Raw genomic sequence first — 19,661 nt, 5'->3', positions numbered from 1 at the left:
TTGAGCACAACCATCGACTGCCACCGTGTGTCGTGCATAGTGGCGGACTGTGGGCACAATTGTCTTGGCTCATTGAGCCTGCAACGGATGGGGAGGCAGGAACGACGGTGGCGGAACGGAGCACGGCTGCCGTCGACGTGGCAGACACGAGCGGTGAGGAACCGCTGACCGCCAAGGCGGGTAAGGCCACGGACGACGGTGCTAAGGCCGAGAAGGTATCCGGCAGGGAAAACGACGCCGAGGGCACCGACGAGGAGCGTGCCGCGGCGATCGAAGCCCAGCCACCGGAACTGCACAGCGGCCACAAGCTTGCCAGACGCTACCGCCTCGAGGAGTGCGTCACCCGTCTGGACGGATTCAGCAGCTGGCGTGCGGTCGACGAAAAACTGCGCCGCGCCGTCGGCGTGCACATCCTGCCGGCCGACCACCCGCGCGCTCGGCCGGTGCTCTCCGCCGCCCGTTCCTCGGCGCTGCTGGGCGACCCCCGGTTCGTTCAGGTCCTGGACGCCGTCGAGGAGAACGACCTCGTCTACGTGGTCCACGAGTGGCTGCCGGACGCCACCGAGCTCACCACGGTGCTCGCCAATGGCCCGCTGGAGCCGCACGACGCCTACCAGCTCGTCAGCCAGGTCTCCCAGGCCATGGCCGCCGCGCACCGCGAGGGCCTGTCCCATCTGCGGATCACCCCCGGCTCGGTCCTGCGCACGGAGTCCGGGCAGTACCGCATCCGCGGTCTGGCCGTCATGGCGGCGCTGCGCGGCATCACCTGCGAGCACCCGCAGCGCACGGACACCGAGGCGATCGGGGCGCTGCTCTACGCCGCGCTGACCCAGCGCTGGCCGTACGAGAACGATGCCCATGGCCTCACCGGCCTGCCCAAGGGTGTCGGGCTGATCGCACCCGACCAGGTGCGCGCCGGTGTGCACCGCGGGCTCTCCGAGCTCGCCATGCGGGCTCTGATCAACGACGGCGCCACGGCCTCCCGCCAGGAGCAGCCGTGCACCACCCCGGAGGAGCTGGCCAAGGCCGTGGCGGCCATGCCGCGCATCCGGCCTCCGGAGACCGCCTTCACCCAGCCGCCGCCCTACCAGCGCACGGGCTACCAGCAGGGCAGCTACGGGCAGTCGCCGGCTCGCGCCACCCAGGCGGCCCGGGTGACCCAGCCCGTCGCCACTCCGCCGCCCCCGCTGCAGAGCCGCACCGGGCGGGCGCTGAAGTGGTCCGTCTCCGCACTGCTGATCGCGGCGCTGGGACTGGGCAGCTGGCAGCTGGCGGACACGCTGCTGAAGCGGGAGAAGGACCAGGAGGACCCGCGGAACTCGCAGACGCACGACGGCGCGAAGAAGAAGCCGGCCAAGCCTCTGTCGATCGCCGGTGTCACCGAGTTCTCGCCGCTCGGGGAGCCCTTCCACAGCAACAAGGCATCCAGCGTGTCGGACGGCGACCCGTCGACGGCGTGGGTGACCCTGCGTTTCCTGGGCTGGCCGAACTTCGGAAACCTGCCGAACCGCAAGGAGGGCAGCGGCGTCGTCATAGACCTCGGGAGCACCAAGGAGGTCTCCGGCGTCGATGTCAGCATGTACCGCCCAGGACAGACCGCGGAAGTGCTGGCTGCGGACCCGTCCGCTTCGAGCCCGAGAGCGCTCAGCGACTTCCCCCAGCGGCTCTCCAAGCTCTCGAAGGCCGGAGACAAGCTGTCGGTGACGCCCGACAAGCCCGTGAAGACGCGGTACGTCCTGATCCACATCACGGAGCTGCCGAGCGACGGGAACTCGGACGGGTACCGCGGCGGCATCTCCGAAGTGAAGGTGACCGGCTGACCTGCCGCTGATCCCACGGCATACGGCCCGCCCGCGGCCATGACCGGCGCCGAGTCCCTGTGACTCGGCGCCGGACTCGTTTCCGAAGCAGCGGGAGCGCGGCGACCGATCAGTCGGCTCAGATAGAAGACACAGCGGGACAAAGCGCTCGCTGCGCTCAGAAACTCTCTTCTCCACGGCGTTCCGGGGTAGTTGATGCCTCAGGCCCCTTGCTCAGGCCCGAGGATGTGGGCGGTGTCATAAGCTGAGCAGCGGGCCTTGCGACCGAGGAACGATCTTGGTGAGATCAAGTCAGTCCGAATGGGAGGGGGTCTTTCCGTGAGCTCGTTGGACGACTGCAGCGATCAAGATCTCCTCACTCGCCACGTCGCCGGCGACCCCGAAGCGTTCGGGGAAATCGTCCGACGTCACCGTGACCGGCTCTGGGCAGTGGCGCTGCGCACCCTCAGTGATCGCGAAGAAGCCGCCGACGCCGTCCAGGACGCCCTGGTGTCCGCCTACCGCGCCGCTCATACCTTCCGCGGCCAGTCCGCGGTGACGACGTGGCTGCACCGCATCACGGTCAATGCCTGTCTGGACCGGGCCCGTAAGGCCGCCTCACGGCGCACCTCACCCGTTGCCGAGACCGAACGGCTGGAACAGCTCCTCGACCCCGAGGAGTCCGCCTCGGCACCTGCAGAGCGTCAGGATCTCCACCGGGAGCTGATCGGGGCGCTGCGCACGCTCCCCGAGGAACAGCGTGCCGCGCTCGTCCTCGTCGATATGCAGGGCTACCCCGTGGCGGAAGCGGCGGCGATCCTCGAGATCCCTACCGGAACAGTGAAGAGCCGCTGCGCACGAGGCCGTGCCCGGCTCCTTCCGTTGGTCACCCATCTGCGCGCCGATGCCGGGGATAGCGAAGCCCCGGTCAGGGGAAGGAACCGGGCGCAGGGGACATCCGTCCCACCGACGGCAGGGCCGAAGGACACAGGTGCCGTGAAGGGCGGAGGTGGGCGAGCGTGACGTCGACAACCGACACGGGTGAGCACCCCACAGGTGAGCACCCGGAGGTCTCCGAGATCTCTGAACTCACCGACGGGCTGATTTCCCCATCCCGCACCACGGAACTGCGCACCCATCTCGCAGGCTGCGCCCTCTGTGCCGACGTCTATGCCTCCCTGGAAGAAATCCGGGCGCTGCTCGGCACCCTCCCCGGCCCGCTGCGCATGCCGGCCGATGTGGCCGGCCGAATCGATGCCGCCCTCGCGGCCGAAGCGCTGCTGGATGCCACCACTCCGTCCGCCGGGGCCCAAGTTTCACGTGAAACAGCCACCATCCCCGTCTCGGTTTCACGTGAAACCGAGAACGAGGCGCCCAGCCGGGGAGCATCATCGACCCGACCCTCCGGACGCCCCCGCGGGTCCACGGGGCCGGGCCGCCGGACACCGGGCGGCCGCTCCGCCCGCACACGGCGCTGGCCCAGGGTCCTGCTCGGTACCGCAGCGGCCGCGGCTGTCCTCAGCGTCGGCGGCTTGCTCATCCAGAACGCCACTGTGGACAGCCCCCAGGCGGGCAAGCCTGGCCGGGGCACTGCCACCGAGCGAAGCACCGGAGGCGGGGACGCCCTGACAGCCGCCAGCCTCGGCTCGCATGTCCAGGAGCTGCTGGCGTCCAAGCACGCGCACAAATCCCCGGACCTCGGCACCCGAAGCACTCCCGACACCCCGCTCAGCGGAAGCGCCGACACCGTCCCCTCCTGCGTACGCCAGGGCACCGGGCGCACGGAGGCCCCTCTGGCGTCCAGCCACACGCGCTACCAGGGCAAGGACGCCTACCTCGTGGTGCTGCCGGATCCGGCCGACCCGAAGCGCGTCTCCGCGTACGTCGTCTCCGCCTCCTGCGTCTCCGCCACGCCACCGGCTCCCGGAAAGGTCCTGCTGTCTCACTCGTACCAGCGAGACTGAACGACGAGCAGTGCGCTGTGACACTCCGGGAATGCTCGCCCCGTAGGATCCGTTGGGTGGGGTGAGAGTTCCGAGAGCCCCAGCAAGCAGTCGGCAGAGACAAGGAAGACACCCGTGAGCGACGTCCGCAACGTGATCATCATCGGCTCCGGGCCCGCGGGCTACACCGCAGCGCTCTACACCGCCCGCGCGTCCCTGAAGCCGCTGGTCTTCGAAGGTGCCGTCACCGCCGGAGGCGCGCTGATGAACACCACTGACGTGGAGAACTTCCCCGGCTTCCGCGACGGCATCATGGGGCCGGACCTCATGGACAACATGCGCGCCCAGGCGGAGCGCTTCGGCGCCGAGCTGGTGCCGGACGACATTGTCTCGGTCGACCTCTCCGAGGAGATCAAGACCGTCACGGACACCGCCGGCAATGTGCACCGGGCAAAGACCGTGATCGTCAGCACCGGCTCCCAGCACCGCAAGCTCGGCCTCCCCCGTGAGGACGAGCTCTCCGGCCGTGGCGTCTCCTGGTGCGCCACCTGCGACGGGTTCTTCTTCAAGGACCAGGACATCGCCGTCATCGGCGGAGGCGACACCGCGATGGAGGAGGCCACCTTCCTCTCCCGCTTCGCCAAGTCGGTCACGGTGGTCCACCGCCGCGACACCCTGCGGGCCAGCAAGGCGATGCAGGAGCGCGCCTTCGCCGACCCGAAGATCAAGTTTGTGTGGGACAGCGAGATCACTGAGATCCACGGTGAGAGCAAGCTCTCCGGTCTGACGCTGCGCAACCGCACCACGGGTGAGACCTCCGAGCTCCCCGTCACCGGCCTCTTCATCGCGATCGGCCACGACCCGCGGACCGAGCTGTTCAAGGGGCAGCTGAAGCTCGACGACGAGGGCTACCTCAAGGTCGACGCGCCCAGCACGCGGACCAACCTCACGGGCGTCTTCGCCGCCGGCGATGTTGTCGACCACACCTACCGCCAGGCGATCACCGCGGCCGGCACGGGCTGCTCCGCCGCCCTCGACGCCGAGCGGTTCCTCGCTGCGCTGTCGGACAGCGAGGCGTCCGAGCCGGACAAGACCGCCTCCGTCTGATCCGCTCACCCAGCTTTCCCACCACCCACCGAGTAAGGAGATTGCCATGGCCGGCGCCACGGTGACCGTCACGGACGACAACTTCGAAGAGGTCGTCCTCAAGAGCGACAAGCCCGTCCTCGTGGACTTCTGGGCCACCTGGTGCGGCCCGTGCCGCCAGGTCGCCCCGTCCCTTGAGGCGATTGCCGCTGAGCACGACGAGATCGTCATCGCCAAGCTGAACACCGACGAGAACCCGGCCACCACCGCCAAGTACGGCGTCATGTCGATCCCGACCATGAACGTCTACCAGGGCGGCGAGGTCGTGAAGACCATCGTCGGCGCCAAGCCGAAGGCCGCGATCGAGCGCGACCTGGCGGACTACCTCGCCTGAGTCACACCGCTACGTTTCACGGGAAACGGGCCCGCCCCTTGAGGGGTGGGCCCGTTCTCTGTTTCACGGGAAACCAAGCGCCCTACAGCGGCCGCAGCGCCGGTTCCTTCTGGACCGCTCCCAGCAAGCGGTCGAGGGCCAGCTCGACGTCTTCCTTCCACGAGATCGTGGTCCGCAGCTCAAGGCGCAGCCGGGGGAAGCGGGGGTGGGGTCGTACGGTCTTGAAGCCGACCGCGAGGAGATGATCGGCGGGCAGCACACACGCCGGCTCGCTCCAGCGGGCGTCGCCAAAGGCCTCGATCGCTTTGAAGCCGCGCTGGATGAGGTCCTTGGCGACTGTCTGGACCATCACCCGACCGAGCCCCTGACCTTGATAGCCGGGGATCAGCCACGCTGTCAGCAGCTGCACCGCATCCGGGGAGACCGGGCTGGTGGGGAAGGCCGTGGAGCGCGGCACATAGGCCGGCGGGGCGTACATCACGAACCCGACGGGCACCTCGTCGACATAGACCACCCGTCCGCAGGACCCCCACTCCAGCAGTACTGCCGAGATCCAGGCTTCCTTTTCGAGCTCCGGGCGCCCCGCCTTTACCGCGGCCTCACCGCTGACGGGGTCGAGCTCCCAGAAGACACAGGAGCGGCAACGCTTGGGGAGGTCTGGAAGGTTGTCCAACGTGAGCGGTACGAGCCGACGGCCCATGGAACCAGGTCCTCACTTCTCTCGCCCGCCGCACCACGAAGCCCCGTCAGCGCCGCCTGCTCCCTGAGCAGACCACCGACGAACCCTCCAAGAGCTGCGAGGCCGAACCCCGCTGCCAACAGTCCGGTGCGGCTCACCGATTGCATGGCCCTCTCCTCGGTGTGAGGTCTCTCCAGATGGATGCGTGCCATACCCGATCGCATCGTATCCACCCTTTACGGGCACGGGTACCGCAAGAGAGCAAAGGGCGGGCCGTGTTCCGGTTCGAGTTCCGGAACACGGCCCGCCCAGGAGCCGAGAGCGTCAGCTCACTCTTCCTCGTCGTGCTCCTCGGCCAGCGAATCGCCCAGGACGCGCCCCTCACCAGGAGCGAGCGTGCCGAGGATGCGCTCCAGGTCGTCCATCGAGGCGAACTCGACGACGATCTTGCCCTTCTTCTGGCCCAGGTCGACCTTCACCCGGGTCTCGAAGCGGTCGGACAGCCTGGAGGCCAGACCCGTGAGCGCGGGGGACACCCGGGCGCCCGCACGGGGCCCCTTGGCCTTGCTCGCGCTCTTGGGGGTGGACCCCATCAGCGTGACGATCTCCTCGACGGAACGCACCGACAGCCCCTCCGCCACAATGCGGCGGGCGAGGTTGTCCTGCTCCTCCGAGTCCTCCACGGACAGCAGAGCGCGCGCGTGTCCCGCGGAGAGCACACCCGCGGCGAGCCGCTTCTGGACGGACGGCGAGAGCTTCAGCAGCCGCAGCGTGTTGGAGACCTGCGGGCGCGAACGCCCGATCCGGTCGGCCAGCTCGTCATGCGTGCACTTGAAGTCCTTCAGCAGCTGATCGTAGGCGGCTGCCTCTTCCAGCGGGTTGAGCTGTGCCCGGTGGAGGTTCTCCAGAAGCGCATCGAGCAGCAGCTTCTCATCGTCCGTGGCCCGCACGATCGCGGGAATCTTCTCCAGGCCGGCTTCCCGGCAGGCCCGCCAGCGGCGCTCACCCATGATGAGCTCATACCGCCCCGGTCCCGTCTGACGGACCACCACCGGCTGGAGCAGGCCCACCTCCTTGATGGAGGTGACCAGCTCGGCAAGGGCGTCCTCGTCGAAGACCTCTCGCGGCTGTCGCGGGTTCGGCCGGATCGCGTCCAGCGGCACCTCTGCGAAGTGCGCGCCTGCCACCTCCGAGACGCCCGCCGAGGATGCCTCCGTCCCGGCCTGCGCTTCCGTTTCACGTGAAACACCGCGCGTCGGCAGCGACGTGACCTTGGCGGCCGCCACTCCTCGTTCCGGGGCCAATACCGGCGCGGACGACGGCGACGCCGCCCCCTGCCCGGCAGGCCCAGCATGGTCCGTGCTCTGCGGTGCGGCGGGGATCAGCGCACCGAGCCCACGGCCCAGGCCTCTACGTCGTTCGCTCACTGAGTCCCCTCCGGGATGCTGTGCTGTGCTTCATAGTTCACGTTGAGGCCCTGACCCCCGGTCTGCGGGACCCCACGCAACGCGATCTCTCGGGCCGCTTCGAGGTAGGAGAGCGAGCCGCTGGATCCCGGGTCATAGGTGAGCACTGTCTGCCCATAGCTGGGTGCCTCGGAGATACGCACCGAGCGGGGGATGCTCGTACGGAGCACCTCGTGGCCGAAGTGACTGCGCACCTCGTCGGCGACCTGAGAGGCCAGCCGGGTGCGGCCGTCGTACATGGTGAGCAGAATCGTCGAGACATGGAGCTTGGGGTTGAGATGCCCTCGCACCAGATCGACGTTCCGGAGCAGCTGGCCCAGCCCCTCCAGCGCGTAGTACTCGCACTGAATCGGGATCAGGACCTCGGCGCCGGCCACCAGAGCGTTGACCGTCAGCAGGCCGAGCGAGGGCGGGCAGTCGATGAAGATGTAGTCCAGTGGCTGTTCATACGCCTTGATGGCGCGGTCGAGCCGGCTCTCACGGGCCACCAGGGAGACCAGCTCGATCTCCGCACCGGCCAGATCGATCGTGGCAGGCGCGCAGAACAGGCCCTCCACATCCACGACCGGCTGCACCACATCGGAGAGCGGCTTGCTCTCCACCAGCACGTCGTAGATGGAGGGCACTTCGGAGTGATGGTCGATCCCCAGTGCCGTCGACGCGTTGCCCTGGGGATCGAGATCGATCACCAGAACCCGCGCACCGTGCAAGGCCAATGAGGCTGCCAGGTTCACCGTGGTCGTGGTCTTGCCGACCCCGCCCTTCTGGTTGGCAACCACCATGACCCGAGTCTGTTCAGGCCGGGGCAGCCCCTCACCCGCGCGGCCAAGTGCCTCCACCGCCAGCTGAGCTGCACGACCGATCGGGGTGTCGTCCATCGGGGGCGGCGTTTCACGTGAAACGTCGTCCCCGAACGACTCGCTACGGGGACCGGGGACCGGATCGGTCATCGGTCCCGCGATGTTGGCGTCGGACCGCAAGGATTCACTCTCCTCGACATCAGGCTCGCAATGTTCAGAGCCTGCCATGCTTTCGGCGTCGTGAACCAGTGAGGTCCGTTCTCCTGTGGACGAATCCACTTCTGTGGATACTTCGCTCACCCTTGTGGGCCTAGGGTCGCGCGGCGCGGCGGCCGCACGACCACGATCGATGATCCCTTGCAGCAGAGAACGACGTTTCACGTGAAACACGATGCCAGCGTCACGCCTGAATAAGCCGCGACACTCCGTCTTGTGTCGTTTTGGTGGCATTGAGGAAGTTCGTCCGCTCCTATTCCTTACGGAACGGCGCCCCTTCGTCTCCCTGCCGGTCTGTGGTGGTGCTCCGGCACCGGGGCGTCAGCGCCGGCGGCCCCTCGACGCACGACCCACCCGGGCCGCCTTCGCCCGCTTGGCCGCGAAGCGCACACCGCCGGGGCTCTCGCCCACCTCGACCCGCACGACGGTCGACGGCGGATCCACCACACCCTCGCCCACGTGCACCACGGACGTCTCCACCACGCCCAGCTTGCTCAGCGCCGCCCGGGCGCCCTTGAGCTCCTCCTCCGCGGCATCGCCCTTGAGCGCCAGCATCTCGCCGTAAGGACGCAGAAGCGGAACCCCCCAGCCGGCCAGCCGGTCGAGCGGGGCGACAGCCCGCGCCGTCACCACATGCACCTGGGGCAGCTTGCCCATGACCTCCTCGGCGCGCCCGCGCACGACGGTGACATGGTCCAGCCCCAGCAGCTCGACGACCTCCTGAAGGAAGTTCGTGCGCCGCAGCAGCGGCTCCAGCAAGGTGATCTTCAGGTCCGGACGCACGAGGGCCAGCGGGATACCCGGCAGTCCGGCCCCCGAGCCCACATCGCAGACCGAGACGCCTTCGGGCACCACCTCGGAGAGCACCGCACAGTTCAACAGATGCCGCTCCCACAGCCGCGGCACCTCGCGCGGGCCGATGAGCCCACGCCGCACGCCGGCATCGGCGAGCAGTTCGCCGTACCGCACGGCCTCCGGAAAGCGCTCGCCGAAAACCTCCTCCGCCGCCTTCGGCGCAGGAGGGAGCTCCGCTGCTGCCTCCGTCACGGGAACCGCCCTTCCTCTGGACTGCTTTTCCTGTCGGGAACCCGGGTTCCGCACCCGGGATAACACAGAACGCTGACAAGTTTTGGCCCCGCCTGCGAGCAGACGGGGCCAAAGGAAAACGGGAGCGCTGAGCGGTCAGGCCGGGAGAACAACCACTCGGCGCTGCGGCTCCTCGCCCTCGGACTCGCTCTGGAGCCCGGCCGCTGCCACCGCGTCGTGGACGACCTTGCGCTCGAACGGGGTCATGGGGTCGAGCTTCACCGGCTTGCCGGTGCCCTTGACCTCCTCGGCCGCCTTCGCGCCGATCTCCGCGAGTTCCTCGCGCTTACGCGCCCGGAAGCCGGCGATGTCCAGCATCAGACGGCTGCGGTCACCGGTTTCACGGTGAACGGCCAGCCGGGTCAGCTCCTGCAGGGCCTCCAGCACCTCACCGTCGCGGCCCACCAGCTTCTGCAGGTCACGGCTGGTCGACTCGCTGATGATCGACACAGCGGCACGGTCGGCCTCGACGTCCATGTCGATGTCACCGTCGAGGTCGGCGATGTCCAGCAGACCCTCGAGGTAGTCGGCCGCGATCTCGCCTTCCTGCTCCAGGCGCGTCAGGGTGTCGGTGCCCTTGGTGGCAGGGGTCGTGTCCGTCACGAAAGGACTCCTTCTTACTTCTTGGACGGGTGCTTGGGGCGCTGCTGGCCCTTGCGCTGGCCGGACTTGGTCGTGCGGGACCCGGAGGCGCCGCCCTTCTCCTTGCCGTCCTGCGCGTCCTTCTTCTCCAGCGACTGCTTCTTCGCAGCACCCTGTCCGGCGCCCGTGCCGCCCGACGCGGATCCGGCTCGCGTACGGTTCTGCGCACCGCCGGCCGGGGCAGCGCCGCCGGTCTGCCGCTGGGACTTCGACTGACGCTTGGGCTGCTGGCGGTTCTGGCGCGCCTCCTCGGCGGCCTGCTTCGCCTCGACGGCGGCCGGGTCCTCGACGAGCTTGCCGGCGGCCCGCAGCCGCTCCTGGCGCTCCTCGAAGGCCTTGCTGCCCGGGGTCGGGTTACGGCGGATGACGAACATCTGCTGGCCCATGGTCCACACGTTGGTGGTCAGCCAGTAGACGAGAACACCGACGGGGAAGTTGATGCCGAAGACGGCGAACATGATGGGGAAGACGTACATCAGCATCTTCTGCTGCTGCATGAACGGCGTCTTCACCGTGAGGTCGACGTTCTTGGTCATCAGCTGGCGCTGCGTGTAGAACTGCGACGCCGACATCAGGACGATCATGATGATCGTGACCACGCGGACGTCGACCACGGAAGCGCCCAGGCTCTGGATCTTCTCCGCGCTGTCCATGAACTTCGCCGCCAGCGGCGCACCGAAGATGTGCGCCTTCTGTGCGCTCTCCAGCAGCGGCTGGTCGATGACGCCGACGGTCTTGTTCTGCGCGATGTGGCTCAGGACCTGGTACAGCGAGATGAAGAACGGCGACTGGGCCAGAATCGGGAGACAGCTCGAGAGCGGGTTGGTGCCCGTCTCCTTGTAGAGCTTCATCATCTCTTCGGACTGGCGCTGCTTGTCGCTCTTGTAGCGCTCCTGGATCGCCTTCATCTTCGGCTGGAGCGCCTGCATGTTCCGCGTCGACTTGATCTGCTTCACAAAGAGCGGGATCAGGCAGATACGGATCAGCACCACCAGCGAGACGATGGACAGACCCCACGCCGCGCCACTGTTCTTGTCAAAGATCAGGCTGTAGAACGAGTGGAACTGGACGATGATCCAGGAAACAGCGATATAGAGGGGACCGAGGATCGTGTCCACGAATCAGGCTCCTTGGGCGTTGGGCTGAGTCTCGGGCTGGGCGACAGGCTCAGGGACGGTGGGCCCGCCCAGGCGGCTCCTCAGCCGCTGATGCCAAACCGGACGCTTCCGGGGAGGGACGTGGTCGACGCCACCGAGCGACCACGGATTGCATCGCAGGATGCGCCAGGCTGTCAGCGCAGTCCCTTTCACCGCGCCGTGCCGGTCGATGGCCGTGTAGCCATAGTGCGAGCACGACGGGTAGTACTTGCAGACCGGTCCCAACAAGGGGCTGATGGTCCACTGGTAGATCTTGATCAAAAGCAGCAGCGGGTACTTCACTGTGCGCTCCCTCCCGGGTCCCGTCCGGGGTTCCGGGGGCCCGCGGCGATGCCGCCGCCAGTCACAGCCCCCGGGGGATTGCAGCCTCTCGGCACCCCTCCCAGCAGCCGCTCCAGGGCGGCATCCAGGTCGCGGGCCAGCTGGTCGTGATCCGCATCACCCGCGCAGGGCAGGGCCCGTACGACAACCAGGCTACCGGCGGGCAGCCGGTCCAGCCGGTCGCGCACGAGATGCCGGAGCCTGCGCTTGACCTTGTTGCGCACGACCGCGTTGCCCACTGCCTTGCTCACGACGAAACCCGCACGTGCCGAGGGAACACTTTCCCCCGACCCGTGCGGGTCCGTTGAGCCGCTGCGGAAATGAACGACAAGGAGCGGGCGACCAGCCCTGCGTCCCCGGCGTACCGCGTTCGCGAAGTCCTCGCGCCGCCTCAGCCGATTCTCGGTAGGCAGCACGTCATGGACCTAGGTTCTGGCTGCTCAGGCCGACAGGCGGGCGCGACCCTTGCCACGGCGGGACGCGAGAATCGCGCGGCCGGCGCGGGTCCGCATGCGCAGGCGGAAGCCGTGGGTCTTCGCGCGGCGGCGGTTGTTCGGCTGGAAGGTGCGCTTGCTCACTCGGGGGCTCCAGGAATGCTTGTTGTCTCAAAAAGAGACAGATGTGGGGCGTCGATTGGCTGTCACCGTGCGCCCACGAGTAGCTCGCAACGCCTAAGTGCACCGCTACACGATCACTCGAGCGTGATCTTTGCCCATCGGAGGCAGGCGGCAGCAGCCATCGACAACTCGACCTGGTCACGGTACGCGCGGCTACGCCATCCGGTCAAACCGGCTCTTCGGCAGCGCCGACCGGCACCTTGTCAGGACACACTATGCACAGCCTGTGGACAACAACTTGAATCCCCAGGCCCGCCCTGACTACCGTGGCTGAACCCCGATTCCTTCCCGCCCGTCCTGAGAATCACACATTCGTGGGACTGCTGAGAGAGCGTGCCCCGTGGCTGATGTACCTGCCGATCTTGCCGCAGTGTGGCCGCGCGTGCTCGACCATCTCCTTCGCGCGGAGGCCGACGGCCTCAAGCCCAAGGACCAGGACTGGCTCAAGCGCACTCAGCCTCTGGCACTGGTCGCCGACACCGCACTGCTGGCCGTCCCCAACGAGTTCGCCAAGGGTGTGCTCGAAGGCCGGCTGGCGCCACTGATCGGGGAGGCCCTCAGCCATGAGTGCGGCCGCCCGATCCGGATCGCGATCACCGTCGACGACTCCTCCGAGGAGCCCCCGGCGCACTCCGCGCCGCCCGCGCCCCAGCACCAGCCGTCGCCGCAGCACCAGTCGCAGCAACACCAGTCGCCCCAGCAGCACGCGCCGCTCCATCAACAGCCGCATCAGTCCCAGCAGCAGCACGATGCCTACGACGGCTACGAAGCGCGGCACGACAACCGGCATGAGCCCCGGCACGACAGCCGTCACGAGAACCGGCAGGGCTACGGGCACCAGGGCGACGACCTGCCCGGCGTCCGCCCCGCCTATCCGGACTACCAGCAGCCCCGGCACGAGCCAGGCGGCTGGCCGCAGCACTCCTCCGGCATGGCCGGCGGCCCCGGCCCGCGCGAGGACTACGGCTGGCAGCAGCAGCACCTGGGCGGCTTCCCCGAGCGCGACCCCTATGCCGGCCCGTCGTCCCATGGAGGGCAGCACCAGCAGCGGCAGAACGACTACCGCGGGCAGGCGCCCGACCGCAGCGGGCCGCCGCAGCACTCCGACGGCCGCTCCCCCTATGACCAGCCGCGCCGTGACCTCTCCGAGCACCAGCCCGGCGGGCACAACGGCCGCACGGGCGTTTCGGGCCCCGGCGCCGTTCTGCCCGCGCCCAGCGGTGCGCCCAGTCCCCTCGCCGCGCAGCCCGCGCCGGCGACCGGCCCCGGGGAGCCGACCGCGCGGCTGAACCCGAAGTACCTCTTCGACACCTTCGTCATCGGTGCCTCCAACCGCTTCGCGCACGCCGCCGCGGTCGCCGTCGCCGAGGCGCCGGCCAAGGCGTACAACCCGCTGTTCATCTACGGGGAGTCCGGTCTCGGCAAGACCCACCTGCTGCACGCGATCGGCCACTACGCGCGCAGCCTCTATCCGGGCACCCGGGTGCGGTACGTGAGCTCGGAGGAGTTCACCAACGAGTTCATCAACTCCATCCGCGACGGCAAGGCGGACGCGTTCCGCAAGCGCTACCGCGACATGGACATCCTGCTGGTCGACGACATCCAGTTCCTGGCGAGCAAGGAGTCGACGCAGGAGGAGTTCTTCCACACCTTCAATACGCTGCACAACGCCAACAAGCAGATCGTGCTCTCCAGTGACCGGCCGCCCAAGCAACTGGTCACCCTGGAGGACCGGCTCCGCAACCGCTTCGAGTGGGGCCTGATCACCGACGTCCAGCCGCCCGAGCTGGAGACCCGGATCGCGATTCTGCGCAAGAAGGCGGTCCAGGAGCAGCTGAACGCGCCCCCGGAGGTGCTGGAGTTCATCGCGTCCCGGATCTCGCGCAACATCCGCGAGCTGGAGGGTGCGCTGATCCGGGTCACCGCGTTCGCCTCGCTCAACCGGCAGCCGGTGGACCTGGGGCTGACCGAGATCGTGCTGAAGGACCTGATCCCCGGTGGCGAGGACGCCGCCCCGGAGATCACCGCGACCGCGATCATGGCCTCGACCGCCGACTACTTCGGGCTGACCATCGACGACCTGTGCGGCTCGTCGCGCAGCCGGGTGCTGGTCACCGCCCGCCAGATCGCCATGTATCTGTGCCGGGAGCTGACCGACCTCTCACTGCCGAAGATCGGCGCGCAGTTCGGCGGCCGGGACCATACGACCGTGATGCACGCCGACCGCAAGATCCGCGCGCTGATGGCCGAGCGGCGCTCGATCTACAACCAGGTCACCGAGCTCACCAACCGCATCAAGAACGGCTGAGGCCGGCCACCGCCGGTCCAACGGGCCCCCACTCCGGCTCACCGCCACCGCAGGACGTCCGAGGGCGCTCCGGATCCTTTTCCGGCAGCGCCCTCAGTCGTGTCGTACGGCCCGTGCGGCGAGGCGCCCGTGTCACCGCCCTTCCTCGTCCGACTCCCGCACCGGGCAGGTCCGGTCCGGCCAGCGCGCAACGCCCACTGGGCGAGCGTCCCCCAGCGCTCCGAGCCCTCCTGAACGCATCACGCCCCTCTCCCCACCCCGATCAGAGCCGCTCCCGCCCCCTCCGAAGACCACTCCGATCCGTCCCGCCACCGTCCCAAACCTGTGGAGCGCGCCGACAGTGTTCGATTCCGCGGCCGGTCACGGCTTCTCTCCACAGATTGGGCAAGAATCTTCCGTCCACACGCTGGGGAGGGGAAAGTTATCCCTGTGGGATCCACAGGCCGGTGTTCTGACGGAGCATCGGAGGAGGTCAGCCGCGTGTGGATTTGTGGTCAACCCTCCTCCACAGGGTGTGGACAAAGAATCCGTCCACAGGAGGGGCCGCGGCTTGTCCACCGCCCGCCCACAGGCAAGCCGCTGTTGTCCCCAGCAATCCCCAGCTTCTCCACACCGCTGTCCACTGTTCGGCAACGCGACACCCGCTCTCACCGGGCCGAGTGAAAGCGGTCACACCAAGGTGGTTGATTGGGCTGTGGGGAACGTGGGTAAAGCTGGGGATGGCGCTGGGGAGAAGTGGCTGCCCCCTGTGCACCGGGTGTGCAGAACTTCCGGCGGTCCACAGAGACGCCGGCTTTTCCACGACCTCCGCCCACAGGAGCGGTGGACAAAAAATCCGTGTTGACCTGCGCAAAAGCAGTTGTCCACGGTTTCCACAGCCCCTACTACTACGACCACGGATATCTACCGGGGAACTCGCTCGGAAACGGGGCCTGTGCACAAGTTGGCCGCCGAGCGTCCGGCACCGGTCGAGTCGACTTGACCCCGAGCCGCACCGACTGTCGGTGGCGTGCGTCAGACTGGTCTCCGGCAACCCAGCCGACGACGAAGGCCAGCAGGGCGAGAGCCAGCAACAGCAGGAGGCGGTTTCCGGTGAAGATCCGGGTGGAGCGCGATGTACTCGCGGAGGCAGTGGCCTGGGCGGCCAAGAGCCTCCCGGCCCGTCCGCCGGTGCCCGTCCTCGCGGGCCTGCTGCTGAAGGCGGAGGACGGCGCGCTGAGCCTCTCCGGCTTCGACTACGAGGTCTCCGCGCGGGTCTCGGTGGAAGCAGAGATCGACGAAGAGGGAACGGTCCTCGTCTCCGGCCGCCTGCTCGCCGACATCTGCCGTGCGCTCCCCAACCGCCCGGTGGAGATTTCCACCGACGGTGTACGGGTCACCGTCGTCTGCGGCTCCTCGCGCTTCACCCTCCACACACTGCCTGTGGAGGAGTACCCGTCCCTGCCGACGATGCCCACCGCCACCGGCACCGTCCCCGGTGAGGTCTTCGCCGCGGCCGCCGCCCAGGTCGCCATCGCCGCCGGCCGTGACGACACCCTCCCGGTGCTCACCGGCGTACGGATCGAGATCGAGGGCGACACCGTCACCCTCGCCTCCACCGACCGCTACCGCTTCGCCGTGCGCGAGTTCCTGTGGAAGCCGGAGAGCCCGGACGCCTCCGCCGTCGCGCTGGTCCCCGCCAAGACGCTGCTGGACACCGCCAAGTCCCTGAGCAGCGGCGACACCGTCACGCTCGCGCTGTCCGGCTCCGGCCAGGGCGAGGGCCTGATCGGTTTCGAGGGCGCCGGGCGGCGGACGACGACGCGTCTGCTGGAAGGCGATCTGCCGAAGTACCGCACCCTCTTCCCGACCGAGTTCAATTCGGTCGCCGTGATCGAGACCGCCCCGTTCGTCGAGGCCGTCAAGCGTGTGGCGCTGGTGGCCGAGCGGAACACCCCGGTCCGGCTGAGCTTCGAGCAGGGTGTGCTGATCCTGGAGGCCGGCTCCAGCGACGACGCACAGGCTGTGGAGCGGGTCGACGCCGACCTGGACGGCGACGACATCTCGATCGCCTTCAACCCCGGCTTCCTCCTGGAGGGACTGTCGGCCATCGACTCCCCGGTGGCGCAGCTGTCCTTCACGACCTCGACCAAGCCCGCGCTGCTGAGCGGCCGGCCGGACAAGGACGCCGAGGCGGACGACGCGTACAAGTACCTGATCATGCCGGTGCGGCTCTCGGGCTGACGGCCGGACGGCAGGGTGGCGGCTGTCCGGCGGACACCGGACAGCGCCCTGGCCACGGACCTTGCGGCGACCGGCTGAAGGGCCCTGATGAGCGGCTGAGCCCACAGGTGTGCGCGGACCTGCGGGCGTAGGCTCGGACCCGGGTACGAACAGCAACCACTACGTGCAAAGAGGGTCTCTGATGGAGCTCGGTCTCGTCGGTCTCGGCAAGATGGGCGGCAATATGCGCGAGCGCATTCGCCGCGCCGGCCACACCGTCATCGGATACGACCGCAACCCCGACGTGGCGGATGTCAACAGCCTCCAGGGGCTTGTGGACAAGCTCAAGGGTCCGCGGGTGGTCTGGGTCATGGTGCCGGCCGGTGCCGCCACCCAGTCCACGATCGACGAGCTGGCCGAGCTGCTCTCGCCGGGTGACATCGTCGTGGACGGCGGCAACTCCCGCTGGACCGACGACGAGAAGCACGCCGAGGAGCTGAAGGCCAAGGGCATCGGCTTCGTCGACTGCGGCGTCTCCGGCGGCGTCTGGGGCCTGGAGAACGGCTACGCCCTGATGTACGGCGGCGACAAGGACGATGTCGCGAAGGTGCAGCCGATCTTCGACGCGCTCAAGCCCGAGGGCGACTTCGGCTCCGTGCACGCCGGCAAGGTCGGTGCCGGCCACTTCGCCAAGATGGTCCACAACGGCATCGAGTACGCGATGATGCAGGCCTACGCCGAGGGCTGGGAGCTGCTGGAGAAGGTCGACTCCGTCACCGATGTGCGCGAGGTTTTCCGCTCCTGGCAGGAGGGCACGGTCATCCGCTCCTGGCTGCTCGACCTGGCCGTCAACGCCCTCGACGACGACGAGCACCTCGAGAAGCTCCGCGGCTTCGCCGCCGACTCCGGTGAGGGCCGCTGGACGGTCGAGGCCGCGATCGACAACGCCGTGCCGCTGCCCGCGATCACGGCCTCGCTCTTCGCGCGCTTCGGGTCCCGTCAGGACGACTCCCCGCAGATGAAGATGATCGCCGCGCTCCGCAACCAGTTCGGCGGCCACGCGGTCGAGAGCAAGAAGTAGCGGACCACCGCACACACCGTCAGCAAGCACAAGCAACAGCCGGGGGAGGTCGGCGCCCAGCCATGCACGTCACGCATCTGTCCCTCGCCGACTTCCGCTCGTACGCCCGGGTCGAGGTTCCGCTCGACCCGGGCGTCACGGCGTTCGTGGGCCCCAACGGGCAGGGCAAGACCAATCTCGTCGAGGCGGTCGGCTACCTCGCCACGCTCGGCAGCCACCGCGTCTCCTCGGACGCCCCGCTGGTGCGGATGGGCGCCGAGCGGGCGATCATCCGGGCCGCGGTCGTCCAGGGCGAGCGGCAGCAGCTGGTCGAGCTGGAGCTCAATCCGGGCAAGGCCAACCGCGCCAGGATCAACAGGTCGTCGCAGGTCAAGCCGCGGGACGTGCTGGGGATCGTCCGGACGGTGCTGTTCGCGCCGGAGGACCTGGCGCTGGTCAAGGGCGATCCGGGCGAGCGGCGGCGGTTCCTGGACGAGCTGATCACCGCGCGCTCGCCGCGGATGGCCGGGGTGCGCTCGGACTACGACCGTGTCCTCAAGCAGCGCAACACCCTGCTGAAGACCGCGGCGCTGGCGCGCAGGCACGGCGGGCGGCAGATGGACCTGTCGACACTGGACGTGTGGGACCAGCATCTGGCCCGCGCGGGCGCCGAGCTGCTGGCGCAGCGGCTGGACCTGATCGCCGCGCTGCAGCCGCTCGCGGACAAGGCCTATGAGCAGCTGGCGCCGGGCGGCGGGCCGCTGGCGCTGGAGTACCGCGGTTCGGCGGGCGAGGCGATGGCCGCCGCCGCGACCCGCGAGGAGCTGTACGGCGTGCTGCTGGCGGCGCTCGGCGAGGCCCGTAAGGGCGAGATCGAGCGCGGGGTGACGCTGGTCGGCCCGCACCGCGACGATCTGGTGCTCAAGCTGGGGCAGCTCCCGGCGAAGGGGTACGCCAGCCACGGCGAGTCCTGGTCGTATGCGCTGGCGCTGCGGCTGGCCTCGTACGACCTGCTGCGGGCCGAGGGCAACGAACCGGTGCTCGTGCTCGACGACGTCTTCGCCGAGCTGGACGCGCGGCGCCGCGAGCGGCTGGCGGAGCTGGTGGCGCCGGGCGAGCAGGTGCTGGTGACGGCCGCGGTGGACGACGATGTGCCGGGCGTCCTGGCCGGGGCGCGCTATGCGGTGTCCGACGGCACCGCGGAGAAGGTGACCTCGTGAGCGAGGAGCAGCCCGACCGGCCGTCCCCCGAGCTCTCGGGTGTGGACCTGGCCCGGCAGGCGCTGGTGGCCGCCAAGGAGCAGGCGCGTGCGCGGGGCGCGGCCGCGCAGCAGAAGAAGCAGGCCAGGCGTGGGGGGCTGCGCTCCGGAGCGCGGGCGGACGGCCGCGACCCGCTGCCGCTCGGTGCGGCCATCAACCGGCTGATCACGGAGCGCGGCTGGGAGACCCCGGCCGCGGTCGGCGGGGTGATGGGGCGCTGGCCGCAGCTGGTCGGGCCCGAGGTGGCGCAGCACTGCGAGCCGCAGAAGTACGACGAGGACGCCCGGGTCCTGACGGTCCAGTGCGATTCGACGGCCTGGGCGACGCAGCTGCGGCTGCTGGCCCCGACGTTGGTGGCCCGCCTCAACGAGGACCTCGGCCACGGCACCGTAAAGATGATCAAGGTGCTGGGTCCCGGAGGCCCGGCGCGCCGGTACGGATCGCTGCGGGCACCGGGCAGCAAGGGCCCCGGCGACACCTACGGCTGACCCCTGGGACGCCCCTTAACGGGTGAGGCGGATGAGACCCCGCTCACGGTAGCCGCCGGTTGACAGTCCGAAGCGCTGAGTGCCCGTGTGAGCGTCCTGAGGCCCCTGCTCGAATATGGGGAGTCGGCGGACGCCAGT

Annotated in this window: 18 protein-coding genes and 1 pseudogene; 10 read left to right on the top strand and 9 right to left on the bottom strand. The window is 68.9% G+C overall.

The window, feature by feature from the left end:
* Window positions 1-107: 107 nt before the first annotated feature.
* From AB0411_RS08985 to trxA, 5 genes are all read left to right on the top strand, one after another.
* Window positions 108-1,820, top strand: a complete 1,713-nt coding sequence (locus AB0411_RS08985; RefSeq protein WP_366416589.1) for a protein kinase family protein — start codon at window positions 108-110, stop codon at window positions 1,818-1,820.
* A gap of 300 nt (window positions 1,821-2,120) precedes the next feature.
* Entirely contained in the window at window positions 2,121-2,822 is a 702-nt protein-coding gene (gene sigM / locus AB0411_RS08980; RefSeq protein ID WP_366416926.1) for an RNA polymerase sigma factor SigM, read from the top strand.
* On the top strand, window positions 2,819-3,763 hold the full coding sequence (locus AB0411_RS08975; RefSeq protein ID WP_366416588.1) for an anti-sigma factor family protein: 945 nt from the start codon (window positions 2,819-2,821) through the stop codon (window positions 3,761-3,763). The genes sigM and AB0411_RS08975 overlap by 4 nt, the downstream gene beginning before the upstream one ends.
* Window positions 3,764-3,877: 114 nt before the next feature.
* Complete coding sequence (trxB, locus tag AB0411_RS08970) at window positions 3,878-4,849, top strand: thioredoxin-disulfide reductase (protein WP_366416587.1); 972 nt, start codon at window positions 3,878-3,880, stop codon at window positions 4,847-4,849.
* Window positions 4,850-4,895: 46 nt separating this feature from the next.
* Entirely contained in the window at window positions 4,896-5,222 is a 327-nt protein-coding gene (gene trxA, locus AB0411_RS08965) for a thioredoxin (protein WP_030615259.1), read from the top strand.
* Window positions 5,223-5,304: 82 nt separating this feature from the next.
* Here trxA and AB0411_RS08960 read toward each other — a convergent pair whose 3' ends face one another.
* From AB0411_RS08960 to rpmH, 9 genes and pseudogenes are all read right to left on the bottom strand, one after another.
* Window positions 5,305-5,922 carry a GNAT family N-acetyltransferase gene (locus tag AB0411_RS08960; RefSeq protein ID WP_030075726.1) on the bottom strand — a complete coding sequence of 206 codons (618 nt, stop codon included), beginning with the start codon at window positions 5,920-5,922 and terminating at the stop codon, window positions 5,305-5,307.
* Between the two features lie 308 nt (window positions 5,923-6,230).
* Complete coding sequence (locus AB0411_RS08955; RefSeq protein WP_366416586.1) at window positions 6,231-7,328, bottom strand: ParB/RepB/Spo0J family partition protein; 1,098 nt, start codon at window positions 7,326-7,328, stop codon at window positions 6,231-6,233.
* Window positions 7,325-8,395: an AAA family ATPase gene (locus AB0411_RS08950; RefSeq protein WP_366416925.1), complete on the bottom strand. Its 1,071-nt coding sequence runs from the start codon at window positions 8,393-8,395 to the stop codon at window positions 7,325-7,327. Before AB0411_RS08950 ends, AB0411_RS08955 begins: the two co-directional genes overlap by 4 nt.
* Before the next feature lie 309 nt (window positions 8,396-8,704).
* The gene (gene rsmG, locus AB0411_RS08945) at window positions 8,705-9,430 is read right to left on the bottom strand and encodes a 16S rRNA (guanine(527)-N(7))-methyltransferase RsmG (RefSeq protein ID WP_366416585.1); all 726 of its coding nucleotides are present in this window, start codon (window positions 9,428-9,430) and stop codon (window positions 8,705-8,707) included.
* A gap of 135 nt (window positions 9,431-9,565) precedes the next feature.
* Complete coding sequence (locus AB0411_RS08940) at window positions 9,566-10,072, bottom strand: protein jag (RefSeq protein WP_366416584.1); 507 nt, start codon at window positions 10,070-10,072, stop codon at window positions 9,566-9,568.
* A 14-nt stretch (window positions 10,073-10,086) separates the two neighbouring features.
* On the bottom strand, window positions 10,087-11,229 hold the full coding sequence (gene yidC, locus AB0411_RS08935; RefSeq protein WP_366416583.1) for a membrane protein insertase YidC: 1,143 nt from the start codon (window positions 11,227-11,229) through the stop codon (window positions 10,087-10,089).
* Between the two features lie 3 nt (window positions 11,230-11,232).
* Window positions 11,233-11,550 (bottom strand): membrane protein insertion efficiency factor YidD, encoded by a 318-nt coding sequence (gene yidD, locus AB0411_RS08930; RefSeq protein WP_006604423.1) that lies wholly within the window; start codon window positions 11,548-11,550, stop codon window positions 11,233-11,235.
* An 86-nt stretch (window positions 11,551-11,636) separates the two neighbouring features.
* Window positions 11,637-12,005, bottom strand: a pseudogene (rnpA, locus tag AB0411_RS08925) (ribonuclease P protein component); the annotation flags it as partial.
* Between the two features lie 24 nt (window positions 12,006-12,029).
* On the bottom strand, window positions 12,030-12,167 hold the full coding sequence (gene rpmH, locus AB0411_RS08920) for a 50S ribosomal protein L34 (protein ID WP_003949374.1): 138 nt from the start codon (window positions 12,165-12,167) through the stop codon (window positions 12,030-12,032).
* 379 nt (window positions 12,168-12,546) lie between these two features.
* Here rpmH and dnaA point away from each other — a divergent pair, with 379 nt between their 5' ends.
* From dnaA to AB0411_RS08895, 5 genes are all read left to right on the top strand, one after another.
* On the top strand, window positions 12,547-14,514 hold the full coding sequence (gene dnaA / locus AB0411_RS08915; RefSeq protein ID WP_366416582.1) for a chromosomal replication initiator protein DnaA: 1,968 nt from the start codon (window positions 12,547-12,549) through the stop codon (window positions 14,512-14,514).
* Window positions 14,515-15,606: 1,092 nt separating this feature from the next.
* A complete protein-coding gene (gene dnaN, locus AB0411_RS08910; protein ID WP_366416581.1) occupies window positions 15,607-16,737 on the top strand; it encodes a DNA polymerase III subunit beta in 1,131 nt (376 codons plus the stop codon).
* A gap of 181 nt (window positions 16,738-16,918) precedes the next feature.
* Window positions 16,919-17,797 carry a phosphogluconate dehydrogenase (NAD(+)-dependent, decarboxylating) gene (gnd, locus tag AB0411_RS08905; protein WP_366416580.1) on the top strand — a complete coding sequence of 293 codons (879 nt, stop codon included), beginning with the start codon at window positions 16,919-16,921 and terminating at the stop codon, window positions 17,795-17,797.
* A 62-nt stretch (window positions 17,798-17,859) separates the two neighbouring features.
* Window positions 17,860-18,996, top strand: coding sequence for a DNA replication/repair protein RecF (recF, locus tag AB0411_RS08900; RefSeq protein WP_366416579.1), 1,137 nt, complete (start codon window positions 17,860-17,862; stop codon window positions 18,994-18,996).
* Window positions 18,993-19,523, top strand: a complete 531-nt coding sequence (locus AB0411_RS08895) for a DUF721 domain-containing protein (RefSeq protein WP_366416578.1) — start codon at window positions 18,993-18,995, stop codon at window positions 19,521-19,523. The genes recF and AB0411_RS08895 overlap by 4 nt, the downstream gene beginning before the upstream one ends.
* Window positions 19,524-19,661 lie beyond the last annotated feature (138 nt).

The organism is Streptomyces angustmyceticus (genome assembly GCF_040701845.1).
Classification (GTDB): Bacteria; Actinomycetota; Actinomycetes; order Streptomycetales; family Streptomycetaceae; genus Streptomyces; species Streptomyces angustmyceticus_A.
This window is presented reverse-complemented; position numbering and strand designations above follow the sequence as displayed.

Coding starts and splice junctions, on each gene's coding strand:
- sigM (WP_366416926.1), top strand. CDS start 2,121: ATGGGAGGGGGTCTTTCCGTGAGCTCGTTGGACGACTGCAGCGATCAA.
- trxA (WP_030615259.1), top strand. CDS start 4,896: ATGGCCGGCGCCACGGTGACCGTCACGGACGACAACTTCGAAGAGGTC.
- AB0411_RS08960 (WP_030075726.1), bottom strand. CDS start 5,922: ATGGGCCGTCGGCTCGTACCGCTCACGTTGGACAACCTTCCAGACCTC.
- AB0411_RS08950 (WP_366416925.1), bottom strand. CDS start 8,395: ATGGCAGGCTCTGAACATTGCGAGCCTGATGTCGAGGAGAGTGAATCC.
- gnd (WP_366416580.1), top strand. CDS start 16,919: ATGGAGCTCGGTCTCGTCGGTCTCGGCAAGATGGGCGGCAATATGCGC.
- recF (WP_366416579.1), top strand. CDS start 17,860: ATGCACGTCACGCATCTGTCCCTCGCCGACTTCCGCTCGTACGCCCGG.